We start from the raw sequence: 18,222 nt of genomic DNA on the forward strand, positions 1-18,222 counted from the left end.
GAAAGCAAACTGTGGATGGACGGCTGCCGAACGCCCGCCGACGGCTGCATGGCACGTGACAATATGTGATTGGCGTCACACGAAGGCGTTGTCCCCTGCGACCGAACCCGGTCGTCCCCCTCGCGACAGGCACCGATCGAGGAGGACGACATGGCCATGGTGAAGGAGCGCTGATGCGGTACGCACTGCTGATCAACGAACGGCCCGGGGCCGACGACCCGCTCGACGAGCACGAGCGCGCGGCCCTCAGCGCCGAGTACATGGCGTTCCACGACGACCCGCGCGTGATCGGCGGGGAGCACCTCCAGTCCGCGGAGACCGCCACCACCGTCCGGATCGCCGACGGCGAGATCCTGCTGACCGACGGCCCGTTCGCGGACACAAAGGAGATCTTCGGCGGGTACTTCCTGGTGGAGGCGCCCGACCTCGACAGCGCGCTCGAGGTGGCCTGCCGGGTCCCGGCGCTGCGGTTCGGTGGGTCGGTCGAGGTGCGTCCGCTGGGGTCGCCGTCACGGTGATCGAGGAGATCTTCCGGGCCGAGTGGGGCCGGGTCGTCGCCTCCCTGGTCGGCTTCTGCCGCGACGTCGACGTCGCGGAGGAGGCCGCCCAGGAGGCGTTCGCCCTGGCCACGCGGCGCTGGGCCCGGGACGGGCTGCCCGACGAGCCACGAGCGTGGCTCGTCACCGTCGGGCGGAACAAGGCGATCGACCGGCTCCGGCGCGAACGCCGGCACGCCGAGAAGCTCCAGCTCCTGCCGCCACCTGCGGAGACGCCGATGCCCGCTACCGCGATCCCCGACGAACGCCTCGAGCTGATCTTCCTGTGCTGCCACCCCGCGCTGGCCCCCGAGGCCAGGGTGGCGTTGACGCTGCGCGCACTGGGTGGGCTCACCACCGCGGAGATCGGGCGGGCGTTCCTGGTGTCCGAGGAGACCATGAAGCGCCGGCTCACCCGAGCCCGCACGAAGATCAAGGGGGCGGGTGTCCCGTTCGCGGTGCCGAACGAGGACCTGTTGCCGGCCCGCCTCGGCACGGTCCTCGCCGTCCTCTACCTGATCTTCAACCAGGGCTACGGCGACCAGCGCGTCGACCTCGCCGCCGAGGCGATCCACCTGGGCCGGATGTTGGTGGAACTCCTGCCCGACGAGCCGGAGCCGAGCGCACTGCTCGCCCTGATGCTGCTGCACGACGCGCGCCGCGACGCCCGCACCCGGGACGGCGAGCTCGTCCTGCTGGCCGACCAGGATCGTTCGCACTGGAACACCGCGCAGATCGAGGAGGGTCGCTCCCTGCTCCGCGACACCCGCGGCCCCTACGCGGTGCAGGCCGCGATCGCCGCCCTGCAGACCGAGGACCCGATCGACTGGGCGGGCGTCGCCGACCTCTACGCCACGCTGAGGGAACTCACCGGCAGCGCCGTCGTCGAGCTCAACCGCGCCGTCGCGGTGGCCGAGACCTCCGGCCCACGCGCGGCACTGGCGGTCGTCGACGCCGTCGCCGTCGATCTCGACGGCTACCGCTACCTGCACTCCACGCGCGCCGAGCTGCTGCGCCGCCTCGGTGACGAGGCAGGCGCCCGCACGGCCTACCGTCGGGCACTCGAGCTCACCACCACCGACGCCGAACGGCGGTTCCTCGAACGCCGCCTCGCGGCTTGCGGATCGTCCGGCAGGTCTGGCCGAGACGGCCCGGAGATGTGATCATCGGGCTCTCGTCCGGAGAAGGGGGCCCCGTGACCGACCGCGGAGAAACCGGCTTCATCAAGGCCCTCGGCCGCTGGGACACCCTCGCCGTCGGGTTCGGTGCGATGATCGGCTTCGGTTGGGTCGTGCTGGTGGGCGGCTGGCTCGAGGACGCAGGCACGCTCGGCGCCGCGCTCGCGTTCGTGGCGGGCGGCCTGGTCATGACGCTGGTCGGGCTGGCCTACGCGGAGCTCGTCGCCGCGATGCCGCGGGCAGGCGGCGAGCACAACTACGCGCTGCGCGCGCTGGGCTCCCGACCCGCGTTCGTGACGTCGTGGGCGATCGTGCTGGGGTACGTCTCGGTGGTCGCGTTCGAAGCGGTCGCGCTGCCGCAGACGCTGCTCTACCTCGCTCCCGACATGCTCGCCGGACGACTGTGGTCGGTGGCGGGCTACGACGTCTACGCGACGTGGGCGCTGGTCGGGATCGTGGGCGCCGTCCTGATCACGTGGATCAACTACATCGGCATCCGCCCGGCCAGCGTCGCGCAGACGATCGCCGTCGCGTTCCTGATCGGCGTCGGTCTCGTCCTGCTCGCGGGCATGTTCGTCGGCGGCGAGGCCCGTCACTTCGAGCCGTGGTTCACCGGCGGGCTGGCCGGGTTCATCTCGGTGCTCGTCGCCACGCCGTTCCTGTTCGTCGGATTCGACGTGATCCCGCAGTCCGCCGAGGAGATCAACCTGCCGCAGCGGCAGGTCGGCAAGCTGCTCGTCGTCTCGGTCCTGATGGCCGCCGCCTTCTACATCGTGGTGGTCATCAGCGTCAGTTCCGCGCTCCCGCACGCCGAGCTGGCCGACGCCGAGCTCGCCAGCGCGGCCGGGATGGCCGCGCTGTGGAACAGCCCCGCGATGGGCACCCTGCTCGTCCTCGGCGGCATCGCGGGCATCCTCACCAGCTGGAACGGCTTCCTCATCGGGGCGAGCCGGATCATCTACGCGATGGCCGAGTCCGGGATGCTCCCGCGCTGGTTCGCCTACCTGCACCCGCGCTACCGCACACCCACCCACGCGATCCTGGTCATCGGCGGCCTGTCCGTGATCGCCCCCCTGTTCGGCCGGCAGATGCTGGTGTGGCTGGTCGACGCGGGCGGCATCAACATCGTGGTCGCGTTCTTCCTCGTCTCCCTGTCGTTCCTCGTGCTGCGCCGCCGCGAGCCCGACATGCCGCGGCCGTTCCGGGTGCCGGCCGGGCCGCTGGTCGGCTGGGCGGCGGCCGGCTTGAGCCTCGTGCTCGCCGTGCTCTACCTGCCGGGGATGCCGGCGGCGCTCGTCTGGCCCGCGGAGTGGTTGATCGTCGGCCTCTGGTGGCTCGTCGGCCTGTGGTTCGTGCTGCGGCTGCCCCGGATCGCCCCGGGGCCCGGTGCCGAGGATCAGCTCATCGCGGCCACCGAGAACCGATGACCGGCATCCACCCGTCCAACGCCGAGGCCGCCACCGCGTGGGACGGACCCACCGGTGACCTCTGGGCCGACCACGCCGACATGTTCGACGCGGGCGTCGCCGGCTACCTGCCGCCCTTCCTGGATGCGGCGGCGATCGAGCCCACCGCCCACGTGCTCGACGTCGGCTGCGGCAACGGGGTCACCACGCGCGAGGCCGCCCGCCGGGCCGCGAGCGTCACCGGCGTGGACCTGTCCGCGAGGATGCTCGACACCGCCCGCACGCGCGCCGCCGCCGACGGGCTCGCGAACGTCTCGTTCGTGCAGGCCGACGTGCAGGTCGCCGACCTCGGTGAGGCCCGCTACGACCGCGTGATCAGCCGCAACGGCGTGATGTTCTTCGGCGATCCCGTCGCCGCGTTCGCCAACCTCGCCCGTGCGCTGAAGCCCGACGGGCGCATGGTGTTGCTGGTCTGGCAGGCCATGGCCGAGAACCCGTGGTTCACGGCGTTCCGCCGGGCCGTCGCCGTGGGCCGGGACCTCCCGCTGCCGCCGCCGGACGGCCCCGGCCCGTTCGCGTTCGGCGACCCGGACCGCGTCCGCACGCTGCTGAGCGCCGCCGGCTTCCCCGAACCGGACTTCGCGGGCGTCCGCGCGCCGATGTTCTACGGCCCCGACGTGGCCGCCGCCGAGCGGTACGTGCGAGCGATGATGCGCGGGCCGCTCGCCGAGCTCGACGACACCACCCGCGCCGAGGCCGGCGCCGCGCTGCGCGCCACGCTGGAGGAGCACCTCGGACCCGAGGGCGTCACGTACCCGTCGGCGATGTGGATCGTGACGGCGCGCCGATGAAGCTCTTCGACGTCGTCGAGCTCACCGTGGCTCTGCCGGGTGATGGTCCGGCACCGGGCGACACCGGTCCGGCCCGCTCCCCGACGGGGTAGGTTCCACTCATGATCATCGCGGATCGGGTGGCACGGATCATGGCGGGCGGCCTGGCCGCGATGGCTCTCGTGGCCGGGTGTTCGGCAGAGCCGGAACCCGCATCCGAGCCCGCTCCGGCGCAGAGCGTGCTCGACGCCGTGCTCGCGAACGGCGAGATCAAGATCTGCAGCACCGGCGACTACCGCCCGTTCACCCACCTCGACGAGTCCACGGGGCGCTGGGACGGCATCGACATCGACATGGCAGCCGACCTCGCCGCGAAGCTCGGCGTCCGGCTCACCATCGTGAAGACCACATGGGGCACGCTCGTCGACGATCTCGGCAGGACCTGCGACATCGCCATGGGCGGCATCTCGGTCACCACCGACCGCGCCAAGCGCGCGTTCTACAGCGACCCGTACCTCGTCGACGGCAAGACGCCGATCACGCGCTGCGAGAACGCGGCCCGGTTCCAGACCCTGGAGCAGATCAACCAGCCAGGCGTGCGCGCGGTGGTCAACCCGGGCGGGACGAACGAGCAGTTCGCCAAGGCCAACCTGACCCGGGCCACGATCGTCCCGCACCCCGACAACAACACGATCTTCGAGGAGATCCTGGCCGGCCGCGCGGATCTGATGATCACCGACGCCACCGAGACCCGCTGGCAACAGCAGCAGCACCCCGAGCTGTGCGCGGTGCACCCCGAGGCGCCGTTCACGTTCTCCGAGAAGGCCTACCTGCTGCCCCGCGGCGACGTGGTCCTGCAGGAGTGGGTGAACGGCTGGCTGCGCATCGCGCAGAACGACGGCACGTACACCCGCTTCGCCCAGCCCCGCCTGGGCTAGTGCTCCGGCTGTCGATCGTCGTGCCCGTGTGTGGAGGGCTTCCCGCCGCAGGCGGCGCTGGCATCGTCGTGATCGGCGGGTAGTCCGGTGGCACGCCGAGCCGCTGATCACGGCTTCCGCCCGGGTGCGTTCCGCGGAACGCACCCGGGCCGCTGCGGGCGTGGTCCGTCTCGTGGCCGCGCCGTTCCCGGCTCGGGCCGCACCGCCTCACGCCCGGCCCTGGACCACTGTTGTGTCGATCCGGTTCGCCTCCAGCCCGCATCTGGGCGGGGTCGCTGGGCTGGGTCCACTGCCGACCCCCGGGGTTGCGCTGGGTGCCGTCGCCGGCCAGGGGGCACGCCCGTTGGGGACGCGGTCGGGTGCCCACGCGACTCCCAGCTGGTGTCCCGTTTCCGCTGATCATGAGGGGTAGCATCGGCACGGATCCGGGGTGATCTCACCGTGCCTCGCCAGGGGAAGGGTTGGGGGTAAGGGGTCGGGACCACCGCCATTCAAGTGGCACCCGGCAGCGACGGGCTCGTCGGGAACGGGCGTGCCCCCAGGTCGGGAACGGCCACCCACGCAACCCGGGAGGTCGGTAGTGAACCCAACCCGGCCACCCGCTCAGGTGAGAGGCGGCGCGAACCGCGGGACCACACGGAAGGCCTGGATGGTGGGCGAGCGCCGGGTGGCCCGGGCCGGGAACGGCGCGCCCACCGGAACCCAGCCGGACCAGGCCGACTCGACGGGAACCGATCGACGGATGGCCTCACGCCCGGCCGGTGACCGGGCTGGCCACGGGCCTCCGGTGCCCATGATCCGAACTGTCGCTTGCCCATGGCTGCGTCCACGACCATGAGCACCCGCTACTGCGGATCATGAGCGCAAGATCGCGAGTATCTCGGGCGCAACCGCTCGGAACAACACCTGCAGGGCCGGCTCGGCCCGTGGGCATCGAGTTCGGAATTGCTCGGCCAGTGGTCAGACGCTGCGCAGCACCGAGACGATGACCCCCAGCACGACGGCCTCGTCGCCGTCGATCACGTCGTAGGCCGGGTTGCGCGGCTCGAGGTACACGTGGCCGTTCCGGCGGCGGTACACCTTCACCGTGGCCTCGCCGTCGATCATCGCGGCCACGATCTGGCCCGAGTGTGCCTCGGACTGCTGGCGCACCACCACCGTGTCGCCGTCGCAGATCGCGGCGTCGATCATGGAGTCGCCGCGGACCCGCAGCGCGAAGACGTTGCCGCGCCCGGCCAGCTCGCGGGGCAGCGTGAGGACGTCGTCGACGTGCTCCTCGGCCAGGATCGGGGTTCCCGCGGCGATGTCACCGACCACGGGGACGGGCACGGAGTCGCTGGTGTCCCGCGCCTGCGGCTCCTGCAGGAACGCGCGCACGTCGATCGGCCGGGACACCACCGTCCCGCGCCGGAGGAAGCCCTTCTCCTCCAGGCTCGCGAGGTGTTTCGACACCGACGACGGCGACCGCAGCCCGACGGCCTCACCGATCTCGCGGGTGCTCGGCGCGTACCCGTACCGGACGACCCAGTCCCGGATGGTCAGGAGGATCCGCTGCTGCCGCACGGGCAGCGAGGAGGCATCCAGGAACTCGAGGTCATCGACGAGGGTCACGTGCGGATGTTAGAGGTCCCGGGAGAACGCACTTTCGAGCTACCAGTGGCCGCGGTGGACCACCTCGGTCACGCCCCTGCGGCCTCGCCTCAGTGAGGGCGAGCGCCTGTCGTGCCCGCCCTCGTAGCCCACCGAGACGCAACCGATGGGCCGGTACTCCTCCGGCACCCCGAACTCCCGCCGGAAGGGATCGATCCGACCGGGTGGGATGCCGAAGAAGCAGGCGCCCAGCCCCTCGTCCACGGCGGTGAGCAGCATGAGCAGGGCGGCCATCCCGGTGTCGATGTCCCAGTACGGCACCGGCCAGCGGGCCTCGTCGCGGTCGGCCCAGCCCTTGTCCGGTTCGGCGTAGCGGTCCAGGTAGGCCGCCTTGTGCGACAGCGGCACGATCAGCAGCGGCGCGCGGCGCATCCGGACGAGCCACCGGTCCGGCTCGCCGTCGTCCACGGTGGCCGCCCAGAACCGCGCGCGCTCGTCCGGCGACTCCAGCACGAGGAACGCCCACCCCTGGCTGAACCCCGCCGACGGCGCCCTGATCGCGTGCTCGAGCAACCGCTCCCGCACCTGGGGCGGCACCGGCCGGTCGGGGTCGTAGTCACGGATCATGCGGCGGCGGCGGACCACCTCGGCGAACTCCACGCCGATCACCTTGCCCCACACCGACGAACGGCGCCTTCGTCGGATAGGTACCGACGAACGCGCCGTTCGTCGACATCAGCACTGGGCGTCATGGGCGGTGCAGCTGCAGGAAGGCGGACACCGCGGCGCGCGCCCGCGCGTCGACCTCCGTGGCCGTCGGTGGATCGGCGACCCGGAGCAGCAACCTCATCATCAGGTCGCCCCACAACAGACCGGCGAACTGCTCGGCCTGTTCGGCTGCGCGGCCCGGGAGAACACCGTGGGCGTGGGCCGCTTCCATGATCGCGGTCAGGGCGGCCCGGCTGGTCTGCGGCCCGAGCGAATGCAGCGTGCGAGCGACCTCCGGGGCGCGCACGGCCTCTGCGATCGCCAGCCGGAAGACCGCGACGACGGTGGGATCGGTGGTCTCGCGCAGGAGTTGCGTCCCGAACCCGACCAGGACGCGCTCGAGCGTCTCGGTGTCCCGTGGCTCGGGAAGGTCGGCGGGTACCCGCAGCCGCGTGGCGCGCTCGCGGACGCAGGCCTCGAGCATCTGCTGCTTGTTGCCCACCAGGGCGTAGAGCTCCCGCTTGGAGACCCGCGCCCGGGTGGCGATCTCGAGCGTGCTGGTCGCGGCGTACCCGGCCTCCATGAACGCGGAGAACGCGGCGCCGAGGATGCGTTCGCGTGCGGGCGCCTCGTCCGCTGTGGGCATCGACCCCTCCCTTGACATCGGGTACCAGTTGGTACCACAGTAGCTGGTACCAGTCGGTACCAGAGGGAGAGGAACGTCATGAACGGTGGAACCGTGCTCGTGACCGGAGCGGCAGGCGGGCAGCAGGGAAGGACGGGACGCCGCGTGACCGAGCTGCTGCGGGAACGCGACGTGCCGGTCCGTGCGATGGTGCGTACGAACGACGAGCGGGCCGACCACCTGCGCAGCATCGGCGCGGAGGTGGTGGTGGGCGACTTCCTCGACTTCCGGTCGATCCAGGCGGTCGTCGAGGGCGTCTCCGCCGTCTACTTCGCCTATCCGGTGCAGGAGGGCCTGCTCGACGCGACCGTCAAGATGGCGGTCGCGGCCCGGAACGCCGGTGTCGAGCGACTCGTGGACATGGTGATGCTGCTGTCCACCCCGGACGCGCCGACGCCGCGCATGCGGGAGAACTACCTGTCGGAGCAGGTCTTCGAGTGGGCCGGGATCGGGGCCGCCCACGTGCGGGCCACGGTGTTCTTCGAGAACATCCACGCACTGGCGACCGCCTCCGGAGCGCTCGCGATGCCGCTCGGCGACGACAGCACCGTGATTCCCCTGGTCGCCGGGGAGGACGTGGCCCGGGTCGCGGCCGGCGTGCTCACCGCGGCGGACGTGCCGGCGGGAAGCGCGTACCCCGTGGTCGGCCAGCTCCTGACCGTGCAGGAGATCGTGGCCACCCTGACCGCCGGGCTCGGCCGGGAGATCGGCTACGAGAACGTCACCGACGAGGCGTGGGCCGAGGCGGCGGGCAGCCGGATCAACGCCCACGCCGTCGCACACCTGTCCAAGCTGTGGGCGGCGCTGCGCAGCGGGCCGCAGGACGTGGAGGTGACCGACACGATCGAGAAGCTGAGCGGGCGCAGGCCGAAGACGTTCGCGGAGTTCGTCGCGGAGGCGGCGTGATCGCCTCCAGTAGAGCGCCGGCGGGCGTCCCGGATCACGACGACCGGTTCGCACCGCCGACGGTGTAGCGCACGTGCGTCACGAGTGCGGTGTGCCGGGCCTCGACCGGGGTCAGCTCCAGCCGGCCCACGCCCTCGAACAGGCGCTCGCCGCGCCCGAGCACGACGGGCGCGATGTGCAGGTACAGCTCGTCGATCAGGCCGGCGGCGAGGTACTGGTTGACGGTGGCGGCGCCGCCCGCGATCGCGACCTCCCGGTCCCCCGCGGTGGCCCGGGCCCGGTCGAGCGCTTCGACGATCCCGCCGGTCACGAAGTGGAACGTCGTTCCGCCCTTCATCTCGACGGGTTCGCGCTCGTGGTGGGTGAGGACGAAGACCGGGGCGTGGTAGGGCGGCTCCTCGCCCCACCACCCGGTCCAGTCCAGGTCCCACTCGCCACGGCCGGGCCCGAACATGTTGCGGCCCATGATGTACGCGCTTGCGGCGGTGAGCGTCTCGATCTCGGCGGCGTTCTCCTCCGCGGCCTCGAACATCCAACCGGTGCAGGCTCTCGCCGACCCCGTCGCCGAAGGGGGCGTCCGCGCGCTGGTTCGGGCCGGCCGTGTAGCCGTCCAGAGAGATCGCCATCCCGCAGGTGACCTTGCCCATCTCGACTCCTCGCGTCGCGCGGGGGATCGGTTCTCCCCCACCTCGCCATCTGGTCGGAGCAGGACGGCGCCCTTCGACATCGCAGGCGAAGATTTCCGGAGGAGTCCGACCGGCGCGTGGGGACCGCTACGCGGCGGTCACCCGCGTTGCCCGGCGCCGCAGCAGGACCCCCGCGGCCACCACGCACTGGGCGCCGAGCCACGCGCATCCGGCACCGGTGATGCCCATCATCGGCACCAGGACGAAGGTGCCGATCATCACCAGTGCGCAGAGCCCGGCCGGCAGCCCGACCAGCACGGCGCGGTGGCGGCTGACGCGCGCCTCCCACACCGTCGAGTTCGTGACGACGTTCGGGATCGCGGAGAGGGCCAGCAGGATCAGCAACAACGTGCCGGTCTGGGCGTAGGCGGGCCCGAACACCCACAGGATCGGGTAGGACGCGACGGCGGTCACGATGGCCGCGGGGACGATCAGCGTGAGCGCCTTGCGCTCCATCCCGCGCCGGGCCCGGTCGGCCGCGGCACGGTCGGCGGCGGCGTTGTGCGCCACCATCGACTTCCCCATGCCGATCGCCACCAGGTAGAACGCGAACGCGATCTGCCAGACCACGCCGTACACGGCGGCGCCGTCGGGCCCGGCCAGGTTGATCACGACGAGCGGGAGGCCGAAGACCGCGGCCTGCCAGAAGATGTTGCCCGCGTAGTCGGCGCCCACGAACTCGCCGAGGTCCCGCACCGTGACCGGGTGGACGGTGGGCGGGGGCGGGGCCTTGCGCACCGCCCTGGTGACCCAGCTCGTGACGACCAGGACGACGAGCAGGGTGGCCACCACCCACCCGATCGCGATCCCGCTCTCCACGGCGAGCCAGGCCGCGACCGCGAGCAGGGCGACCTTCAGCAGGGAGAACACGAGGTTCTCCCACAGCACGAGGTCGGCACGCTTGATCGAGGTGAGGGCGGCGTCCTGGAGGACGAACACGGTGTAGAGCGGGGTGCTGATCACGAAGAAGACGATCAGCATCGGGTACCCGACCGCCTCCACGAGCTCGGGAGCCCACACGCCTGCACCGACCGCGAACCCGAGGCCGAGCACCGCCGCCACCCCGATGCCGACGGCGAAGCATCCGGCGATGATCGCGCCGCGCCGGTCGGTGACCGGGACGAAGCGCAGGATCGCGTTGCCGAGGTTCAGGTGGGCGGCCGAGCCGAGGAGCGTCATCGCCGACAGCGCCGTGGAGTTCAGCCCGACGGTGGTGGGGTCGAACAGCCGCGCGGCGAGCACCCAGAACAGCATCCCGATGCCCGACGACGCGGCCGAGCTGAGCACGAGCGCCATACCGTCGCGGTGCTGCGGGGCACGCCAGCCGTCATCCGCCGCCGCGCCGAGCGGCAGCGGCTGGGTCAAGGCCTCGAACCGAACGGTCGGGGCGTCGAGCTCATCCGGTGGCGGCACGCGGCCCATCATCCGACCGGCCCTCGACGTGACGGCATGCAGGTCGTGCCTCCCCCGCAACAGCTCCCCCGCAACAGCGCTGAACAGCGCCCATCGTGCCGTCTATCGGGGCCGTCCACCTCTGCGTTAGCCCCGCCGGGTCGGCTCTCCGCGGCCTCCTGAGCCGGTGTAGCGTCCTTCGCCGTCAAGAGCCGCTTCGCATCACGATCGGGTGAAACGACGCGTGGTGGCCGGCATTGCCATGAGGGGGACCGAGTGACCGAGTCGTTCGATCACGTCATCGTCGGGGGTGGTTCGGCGGGTTCGGCGTTGGCCAACCGGCTGTCCGCGGATCCGGCGCGGCGGGTGCTCGTGCTCGAGAGCGGCCGACCGGACTACTCGTGGGACGTGCTCATGCGAATGCCGGCCGGCATCGCGTTCACGCGCGGCGTGAGCTTCTACGACTGGCGTTACCGCAGCGAGCCCGAGCCGGGCCTGCGGGGTCGGCGGATGAATCTGCCGGCCGGCCGGATGCTGGGTGGCACGAGCAACCTCTACGGGATGCTGTACCAGCGCGGTAATCCCTTGGACTACGAGGGCTGGGCCGCGCAGCCCGGGATGCAGAACTGGGATTTCGCCCACGTGCTGCCGTATTTCAAGCGCATGGAGGACGCGGAGGTCGGCGGACCGCTGCGGGGCCGCGGAGGCCCGCTGACGGTGTCGAAGGCGCGGCCGAGCAACGTCCTCGCCCAGTCGTTCCTGCTGGCCGCGCAGGAGGCCGGGCACTACGCCACCCCGGACGTCAACGGGTACCGGCAGGAGGGCTTCGGGGCCCTCGACCACAACATCCGCAAGTCCCGGCGCTGGTCGGCCACCCGCGCGTACCTGCGTCCGGCGATGGACCGCCACAACCTGGTCGTCCGCACCGGCACCACCGTCTCGAAGATCATGTTCGACGGCAAGCAGGCGGTCGGGGTCGAGTTCGTGGACCGGCGCGGGCACGTGCACCACGTGCTCAGCCGCGACACCATCCTGTGCGCGGGCGCGATCAAGAGCCCGCACATCCTGCAGCTGTCCGGGGTGGGCGACGGCGCGCTCCTGGAATCGGCGGGCGTGCCCGTGGTGCACCACCTTCCCGGGGTGGGCGCGAACCTGCAGGACCACCTCGCGATCCAGATCCAGCATTCCTGCACCAAGCCGGTGTCGCTGCAGCCGACCGCCAATCTGAAGAACGCGCCGTGGATCGGGGCGCAATGGCTGTTCCTGCACAGCGGCCCGGGCGCCACCAACCACTGGGACGCAGGCGGCTTCGCGCGCAGCAACGACAAGCTGGCATTCCCGAACCTCATGTACCAGTTCCTGCCGCTGGCGTCGAAGTCGTACCCGACGTCGCCCACCGGCCCGCACGGGTACCAGGTGCACGTCGGGGTGATGAACTCCGACTCGCGGGGCAGCATCAAGCTCACCTCGCCGAGCTGGCGCACGCCCCCGGCGATCCAGTTCAACTACCTGTCCACCGAGCAGGACAGGCGGGACTGGATCGACGCGGTCCGGGTGACCCGGGAGATCATGGCGCAGTCCTCGCTCGCCCGTTACGACGGCGGGGAAGCCGCCCCCGGCCCGGACGTCCAGACCGACGAGCAGATCTGGGAATGGGTGGTGACGAACGCCAAGTCGGCCATGCACTACTCCGGATCCTGCAAGATGGGCACCGACGACCAGGCGGTCGTCGACCCGGACACGATGAAGGTGCACGGCCTGGACGGCGTGCGCGTCGTGGACGCGTCGGTGATGCCGGTCGTCACGAACGCCAACACCTACGCACCGGTCATGGTGATCGCGGAGAAGGCCGCCGACATCATCCTCGACCAGCCGCCGCTGCCCCCGGATCACACCGAGTACTTCCGGCGGGACCAGACCCGGACCACCGAACTGCGCGTTGCCACGCCTGACTAGCAAACCTGAACGGCTCAACCGCGCTCATGATCCGCAGTAGCGGGTGCTCATGGTCGTAGGAGCAGCCATGGACAACCGACGGTTCGGATCATGGCGCTCGGGCCGGTGAGGCCGTCACCCGCCGGGCCTGAGCGCGGGCATCTCCTCGATCGAGGCCGCCGGATCGGCCTGGTCGGGCCGGGTTCCGGTGGGCGCGCCGTTCCCGGCCCGGGCCACCCGGCGCTCGCCCACCATCCAGGCCTCTCGCCTGGTCCCACGGTTCGCGTCGCACCGCTCGCCTGTGCGGGGTGGCCTGGTTGGGTCCACTACCGACCTCCCGGGTTGCGTGGGTGGCCGTTCCCGACCTGGGGGCACGCCCGTTCCCGACGAGGCCGTCGCTGCCGGGTGCCACTCAGCCGGCGGTGGTCCCGACCCGTCACTGCGGCCCCGGGAAACCGATGAGACGGACCGATCGCAACAGATGCCCAGGTCGAGCGCCGCTCGATCGGGCCACAGCCAGTCACGTGGCACCCGACCGCAGCGATCTCGTCCCCAACGGGCGTGCCCCCTGGCCGGGGACGGCACCCAGCGCAACCCCAGGCGTCGGTAGTGAACCCAGCCCAGCCACCCCGCACCGATGCGGGCTCGAGGCGAACCGGATCGACACGACAGCAGCCCCGGTCGGTGCGCAGGGCAGGGCGACCCGAGCCGGGAACGGCGCGCCCACGAGACGGACCACCCCCGCAGCGGCCCGGGTGCGTTCCGCACCAGCCTGGGGCGGTAAGCCCTCCACACAACGATCGACACTGGAACGCAGGCGAGCGAGGCGGGAGCACACGCTGCGGTGTCAGCGGTCCCGGTCGCCCTCGAAGGGGAGGATGCGGGCCCACTGCTCCCGCACCTGCTCCTCCATCTCCTCGGCGTCGGCGGAGCCGTCCGGTGACGGCGACACCACTGCGAGGTCCGGCTCCCCCGGCCCCCGCTCCTGCGCCATCTCCAGCACGGTGACGAACACCTGGGCGCACGCGAAGGCGTGGTCGACGTTGCTCTTGACCCCGGCGTAGCGGCCGTCGTCGAGCTCGAATGCGAGCGGGTAGACCCGCCGCAGCACGGTGACCAGGTCGCGGGCCGAGCCGAGCGCGCCGTCGTAGTCGCCGACGAGCGGGGCGCGGATGGCCAGGGCGTCCATGAATGCGTTCTCGAGGTCGCGGGCCAGTACACGCGCCCGGAACAGGGTGCCGTCCGCGCCCCCGCTACCCCGGTCGCGGGCGAGCAGGAGGCAGTCCTCCAGCTCTGCCGCCACTTGGAGGGCGCGGTCGAACGTGCCGTTGAGCACCAGGCTGAGAGATCTGCGACGGCCGCCCACGGCGGGGACTCTACGGAAAGTTTCCGTCCGTACACAGGGAGAACCGGCAGCAGGTGAGCGCCGGGCCGTGCCCCCGTCAGCGTGACGGAGGCGGCCCACCCGGCCCGCCCGCGGGGGCGCTGCCGCCGGTCGGGGTGGTCGTGGTGTCGACCGGGGCCGTCAGGGACACGGTGTAGCCGCTGGCGTCGCCGGTCACGGCGCCGAGCTCGTGCACGCCGCCGTCGTCGCCGAAGACGTTGTCCGTGGTGAGGCTGACCTGTGCGAGGTTGCCGACCGACGGCTCGTACCCGGGCTGGGCGTACACCGCCTCGCAGACGTCCTGGGGAAGCGCGATCTGCGACGTGGCGATGGCGTTCGAGGCATCGGTGATGCCGGCCTGGTCCGGGTAGACCTCGAAGTGGATGTGCGGCCACCGTCCCGAGTAGCAGGCCGGGAAGATGCTGATGAAGCTCACGCGGCCGGAGGAGTCGGCGATCTGGACGCCGCGCAGGTAGTTCTGGTCCTCGATCGCGCTCGAGTACATCGAGTACCCGCCCTCGCGGTTGCAGTGCCAGACGTAGACGGCCGCGCCGGCGAAGGCGGACCCGCCGTTCGCGATGTCGAGGATCGTCAGCCGGATGGTCAGCGGGACCCCGTCGGCCGTGCCGCTCGCCCCGCCGAAGCTGGACCGGATGTCGCTGCGGACGATGCCGCTCTCCGCGAGCACGTTCGGGCCGTTCGAGCCGTCTCCCGGGTACGGACCCGCGGTCTCGTCGGGGATCTCCACCAGGCCGGTGCCCGACGCGGTCGTCGTGGCGCTCGTGGAGCCGGACGAGGTGCCCGGGTTGCTCGCGCAGGCCGCCAGGCCCGCGGCGGCGGCGCCGAGTCCGAGCGCCCGCAGCATCCGCCTGCGGCTCATCAGGGTCGTGATGTCGAAGCCGAGGCCCTGGTCCACGACCTCCTCGCCGGGCCGGACGAGTGGGCGTCCTTCGTAGGCGGGCTCGTGTCTCACGGTTCCTCCGGTGGTGGCATCGCTGGTCGGTCCCCAAGGTAGGAACGGGATGTGGGGCGTTCCTGTGCGTCTCCTGTCCGCTCCCTGTGGTGCCGGCGCGACACAGGGCTCGTACCCGGAGTGAACGGCGCCGCGGCATCGTCGTCCACGACCGTGTTCAATCGTCCCGGGCAAGCGCCGGGGAGAGAATTGCGATGCAGTTCCGCGTTCTGGGTGCCGTCGAGGCGCGCGTCGGTGGTCGAGCGGTCGATCTCGGTCCTGCTCGCAGGCGGTGCGTGCTCGCCGCCCTGCTGCTCGAGGCCAACCACGTCGTGCCCGTCGAGCAGCTGCTGGACCGAGTGTGGGACGGGGACTCCGCCCGCCGTGGAACGCTCTACAGCCACGTCTCCCGGCTGCGCAGCGCGCTGGCGGCTGCGGAGGACGTGGAGCTGACGCGCCGATCGGGCGGCTACCTGCTGACGGTCGACCCCATGAACGTGGACCTGCACAAGTTCCGCCACCTGATCGGTGCCGCGCACCGGGCGACCGATCCCGGACAGGCCGCCGCCCACTACCGGACGGCGCTCGGGCTGTGGCGGGGCGAGGCGTTCGCCGGCCTCGACACGCACTGGATCAGCCGGATGCGCACGTCCCTCGATCTCGAGCGGCGCGCCGCCGAGCTCGACTGGAACGATCTGATGCTGAGCCAGGGCAGGCACGCGGACGTCCTCACGGGGATCGCCGCACGTTCCGCGGAACACCCGCTGGACGAACGCCTCGCCGGACAGCTCATGCTCGCCCTCCACCAGGCGGGAAGGCGCCCCGAGGCGCTGCAGGTCTACCAGGACACCCGCACCGCGCTCGTCGACGAGCTGGGCCTGGAGCCGGGTCCGGAGCTGCAGGACCTGCACCACCGCATCCTCGCGGGCGGGGTCGCGGCGCGGGTCCGGCGGGCCGAACCCATCCCGGCACCACGGCAGCTCCCCGCGGGCATCTCCCATTTCACAGGGCGGGATCGGCACATGGCCGAGCTCCGCACTCGTGTCGAGCGCTCGCGCAGCGGCGACGCTCCGGCCGTCGCCGCGATCGCCGGAACGGCAGGCGTCGGGAAGACGGCGCTCGCCGTTCACTTCGGGCACGAGGTGGCCGACCGGTTCCCCGACGGGCAGCTCTACCTGGACCTGCGCGGCAACGGAACCGCGCCTCCGGTGACCGCGGTCGAGGCGCTCGGCCACATGCTGCGCGGCCTCGGCAGGCCGCCCGACCAGATGCCGACGGACGTCCAGGAGCTCGCCGCGACCTACCGCTCGCACCTCGCGGGCAGGCATGTCCTCGTCGTGCTGGACAACGCGCGGACCGCCGAGCAGGTCGGGCCGCTGCTGCCCGGCGCCCCCGGCTGCCTCGTGGTGGTCACCAGCCGCACCATCCTGTCCACCCTGGACAACGCCGATCACATCCACCTCGACGTGCTGTCCGAGCAGGAGGCGCTGTCGTTGCTGGCCACGCTGGTCGGACGGGATCGCACCGACGCGGACCCGGACGCGGCGTCGGCCGTGGTCCGGATGTGCGCACGGCTGCCGCTGGCGATCCGGCTGGCGGGCGCCCGCCTCGCCGCGCGGCCACGGTGGAGCGTCGCGACCCTGGCCGCGCTCCTGGCCGACGAGGAGCGTCGGCTGGAGGAGCTCGCGGTGGGCGATCGGGCGGTGCGCACCGGTTTCGAGGTCAGCCACCGGGCCCTGCTGACCAGCGCCGACCCGGTCGATCGCGAGGCGGCACGGGCCTTCCGGCTCCTCGGCGCGCTCGACTGGGTCGACATGAGCGTGCCGGTCGCGTGCGCCCTGCTCGACGCGGACCCGCACCGGGCGCAGAGCGCACTGGAACGCCTCGTCGACGACCAACTGCTCGAGTCCGCGGCACCCGGTCGCTACCACACCCACGATCTCCTGCGCCTGTACGCGCGCGAGCTCGCCCAGCAGGACTCCGAGCACGACCGCGCGGACGCACTGGAACGCGTGCTGCGCTGCTACGTCGACGCGGCCGAGCGGGCGAACCTCCTGGTGAACCCCATGAGCCGGCACCGCCCTCGCGGGAGGGGGTTCCGGCTGCGCGGCAGGTTCCCCCTGTCCACGCCTGCGGACGCCGGTGCGTGGGCCGCCACCGAGCACGACAACCTCGTCGGCGCGCTCGGCAGGGCGTTCGACGCCGCGGGCGACGCGCCGGCCCTCGCGGTGCGCCTGTCCGCCGCCCTGAACCGTCCCTTCGACATCCTGGGCCGGTGGCAGGGCTTCGTCACCGTGCGGGGGCAGGCCGCAGAGACCGCACACCGCCTCGGGGACTGGACGGGCGCGGCATTCGCATGGCAGGACGTCGCGTGGACCCAGGTGCGCCTCGGCCGCGCCGACGACGCGATCGCCACGACGAAACGCGCCCTGGACGTCTGGCGCGAGGTCGGCGACCGCCGCAGCGAGCAGGCCTGCCTCAACATCCTCGGCTACGCCTTCCGCCAGCTGGGCCGCCACACCGAGGCCGTCGAGGCTCTCGAACGCGCGCACGGCATCTGCCAGGACATCGGCCACCGGTACGGCGAGGCCGCGACGCTGAACCACCTGGGCCTGGTCCACAAGCACCTCCGACGGTTCGACGATGCGGTCGCCTGCCACACCAGAGCGCTCGCGCTCAACGAGGAACTGGACGACCGCAGCGGTCAGGCCGTCGCTCTCGCCAACCTCGGATGGACCCACCACCGCGCGGGCGCGTCGGAGGACGCCGTCGAGTGCTTCCGCAGGAGCCTGGCGCCGGCCCGGGAGGCCGGCGACCGCTACCAGGAGGCCGAGACGCTGTGGGGCCTCGGCGACGCGCACCACGCGCTCGGCAACCTCGACGAGGCCCGCGCCTACTGGAACGGGTCCGTCACGATCCTCGGCGACATCGGCGCGATCGACGACGAACAGGCCGGCCTGCTGCGCCGCCTGCCCGTCCCCGACACCCCGGCGATCATCCTCGACAACACCTGATCCTCGCTTCCGCAAGGTTTTGCCAGATCCACCGGCGATGCTCGCGGGATGCGGGGCGACGCGACGGTCATCGGACCGCAAC

At 71.9% G+C, this 18,222-nt stretch carries 15 protein-coding genes; 8 read left to right on the forward strand and 7 right to left on the reverse strand.

Translation table 11 applies throughout. The features are described 5' to 3' along the window. Positions 1-173: 173 nt before the first annotated feature. The 5 genes from FHX44_RS10035 (at position 174) to FHX44_RS10055 (ending at position 4,888) form a co-directional block, all read left to right on the forward strand. On the forward strand, positions 174-518 hold the full coding sequence (locus tag FHX44_RS10035; protein WP_147255233.1) for a YciI family protein: 345 nt from the start codon (positions 174-176) through the stop codon (positions 516-518). Further along, positions 515-1,699: an RNA polymerase sigma factor gene (locus tag FHX44_RS10040; protein ID WP_147255234.1), complete on the forward strand. Its 1,185-nt coding sequence runs from the start codon at positions 515-517 to the stop codon at positions 1,697-1,699. Before FHX44_RS10035 ends, FHX44_RS10040 begins: the two co-directional genes overlap by 4 nt. 32 nt (positions 1,700-1,731) lie before the next feature. Continuing rightward, positions 1,732-3,141, forward strand: a complete 1,410-nt coding sequence (locus FHX44_RS10045; RefSeq protein WP_147255235.1) for an APC family permease — start codon at positions 1,732-1,734, stop codon at positions 3,139-3,141. Then, positions 3,138-3,971: a class I SAM-dependent methyltransferase gene (locus tag FHX44_RS10050; RefSeq protein ID WP_147255236.1), complete on the forward strand. Its 834-nt coding sequence runs from the start codon at positions 3,138-3,140 to the stop codon at positions 3,969-3,971. The genes FHX44_RS10045 and FHX44_RS10050 overlap by 4 nt, the downstream gene beginning before the upstream one ends. 152 nt (positions 3,972-4,123) lie before the next feature. Continuing rightward, a complete protein-coding gene (locus tag FHX44_RS10055) occupies positions 4,124-4,888 on the forward strand; it encodes a transporter substrate-binding domain-containing protein (protein ID WP_246170922.1) in 765 nt (254 codons plus the stop codon). 960 nt (positions 4,889-5,848) lie between these two features. On the opposite strand, the gene lexA is transcribed toward FHX44_RS10055, so the two are convergent. The 3 genes from lexA to FHX44_RS10070 all read right to left on the reverse strand — a co-directional run bounded on the left by lexA (position 5,849) and on the right by FHX44_RS10070 (position 7,832). Next, complete coding sequence (gene lexA, locus FHX44_RS10060) at positions 5,849-6,499, reverse strand: transcriptional repressor LexA (protein WP_147255237.1); 651 nt, start codon at positions 6,497-6,499, stop codon at positions 5,849-5,851. A gap of 39 nt (positions 6,500-6,538) precedes the next feature. Further along, on the reverse strand, positions 6,539-7,138 hold the full coding sequence (locus tag FHX44_RS10065; protein ID WP_147255238.1) for a nitroreductase family protein: 600 nt from the start codon (positions 7,136-7,138) through the stop codon (positions 6,539-6,541). A gap of 88 nt (positions 7,139-7,226) precedes the next feature. Beyond that, entirely contained in the window at positions 7,227-7,832 is a 606-nt protein-coding gene (locus FHX44_RS10070) for a TetR/AcrR family transcriptional regulator (RefSeq protein WP_212612405.1), read from the reverse strand. Between the two features lie 78 nt (positions 7,833-7,910). On the opposite strand from FHX44_RS10070, the gene FHX44_RS10075 reads away from it, so the two are divergent. Then, positions 7,911-8,777: an NmrA family NAD(P)-binding protein gene (locus tag FHX44_RS10075; protein WP_147255240.1), complete on the forward strand. Its 867-nt coding sequence runs from the start codon at positions 7,911-7,913 to the stop codon at positions 8,775-8,777. 34 nt (positions 8,778-8,811) lie between these two features. Here FHX44_RS10075 and FHX44_RS10080 read toward each other — a convergent pair whose 3' ends face one another. Both FHX44_RS10080 and FHX44_RS10085 read right to left on the reverse strand, forming a co-directional pair. Next, on the reverse strand, positions 8,812-9,309 hold the full coding sequence (locus tag FHX44_RS10080; protein WP_342792476.1) for a dihydrofolate reductase family protein: 498 nt from the start codon (positions 9,307-9,309) through the stop codon (positions 8,812-8,814). A gap of 241 nt (positions 9,310-9,550) precedes the next feature. Further along, positions 9,551-10,876: a lipopolysaccharide biosynthesis protein gene (locus tag FHX44_RS10085; RefSeq protein WP_147255241.1), complete on the reverse strand. Its 1,326-nt coding sequence runs from the start codon at positions 10,874-10,876 to the stop codon at positions 9,551-9,553. A 255-nt stretch (positions 10,877-11,131) separates the two neighbouring features. On the opposite strand from FHX44_RS10085, the gene FHX44_RS10090 reads away from it, so the two are divergent. Then, the gene (locus FHX44_RS10090) at positions 11,132-12,811 is read left to right on the forward strand and encodes a choline dehydrogenase (RefSeq protein WP_147255242.1); all 1,680 of its coding nucleotides are present in this window, start codon (positions 11,132-11,134) and stop codon (positions 12,809-12,811) included. 826 nt (positions 12,812-13,637) lie between these two features. Here FHX44_RS10090 and FHX44_RS10095 read toward each other — a convergent pair. After that, the gene (locus FHX44_RS10095) at positions 13,638-14,156 is read right to left on the reverse strand and encodes a hypothetical protein (protein ID WP_147255243.1); all 519 of its coding nucleotides are present in this window, start codon (positions 14,154-14,156) and stop codon (positions 13,638-13,640) included. Between the two features lie 76 nt (positions 14,157-14,232). Then, positions 14,233-15,147 carry an intradiol ring-cleavage dioxygenase gene (locus FHX44_RS10100; RefSeq protein ID WP_212612406.1) on the reverse strand — a complete coding sequence of 305 codons (915 nt, stop codon included), beginning with the start codon at positions 15,145-15,147 and terminating at the stop codon, positions 14,233-14,235. 194 nt (positions 15,148-15,341) lie between these two features. Here FHX44_RS10100 and FHX44_RS10105 point away from each other — a divergent pair, with 194 nt between their 5' ends. Continuing rightward, positions 15,342-18,140: an AfsR/SARP family transcriptional regulator gene (locus FHX44_RS10105; RefSeq protein ID WP_147255244.1), complete on the forward strand. Its 2,799-nt coding sequence runs from the start codon at positions 15,342-15,344 to the stop codon at positions 18,138-18,140. Positions 18,141-18,222 lie beyond the last annotated feature (82 nt).

The organism is Pseudonocardia hierapolitana (genome assembly GCF_007994075.1).
Lineage (GTDB): Bacteria > Actinomycetota > Actinomycetes > Mycobacteriales > Pseudonocardiaceae > Pseudonocardia > Pseudonocardia hierapolitana.

Bases quoted from the DNA above. Each gene is read 5' to 3' on its own strand.
- FHX44_RS10080 (WP_342792476.1), bottom strand. From the start codon at position 9,309: ATGTTCGAGGCCGCGGAGGAGAACGCCGCCGAGATCGAGACGCTCACC.
- FHX44_RS10035 (WP_147255233.1), top strand. From the start codon at position 174: ATGCGGTACGCACTGCTGATCAACGAACGGCCCGGGGCCGACGACCCG.
- FHX44_RS10055 (WP_246170922.1), top strand. From the start codon at position 4,124: ATGGCTCTCGTGGCCGGGTGTTCGGCAGAGCCGGAACCCGCATCCGAG.
- FHX44_RS10050 (WP_147255236.1), top strand. From the start codon at position 3,138: ATGACCGGCATCCACCCGTCCAACGCCGAGGCCGCCACCGCGTGGGAC.
- FHX44_RS10070 (WP_212612405.1), bottom strand. From the start codon at position 7,832: ATGCCCACAGCGGACGAGGCGCCCGCACGCGAACGCATCCTCGGCGCC.
- FHX44_RS10075 (WP_147255240.1), top strand. From the start codon at position 7,911: ATGAACGGTGGAACCGTGCTCGTGACCGGAGCGGCAGGCGGGCAGCAG.
- FHX44_RS10105 (WP_147255244.1), top strand. From the start codon at position 15,342: ATGCAGTTCCGCGTTCTGGGTGCCGTCGAGGCGCGCGTCGGTGGTCGA.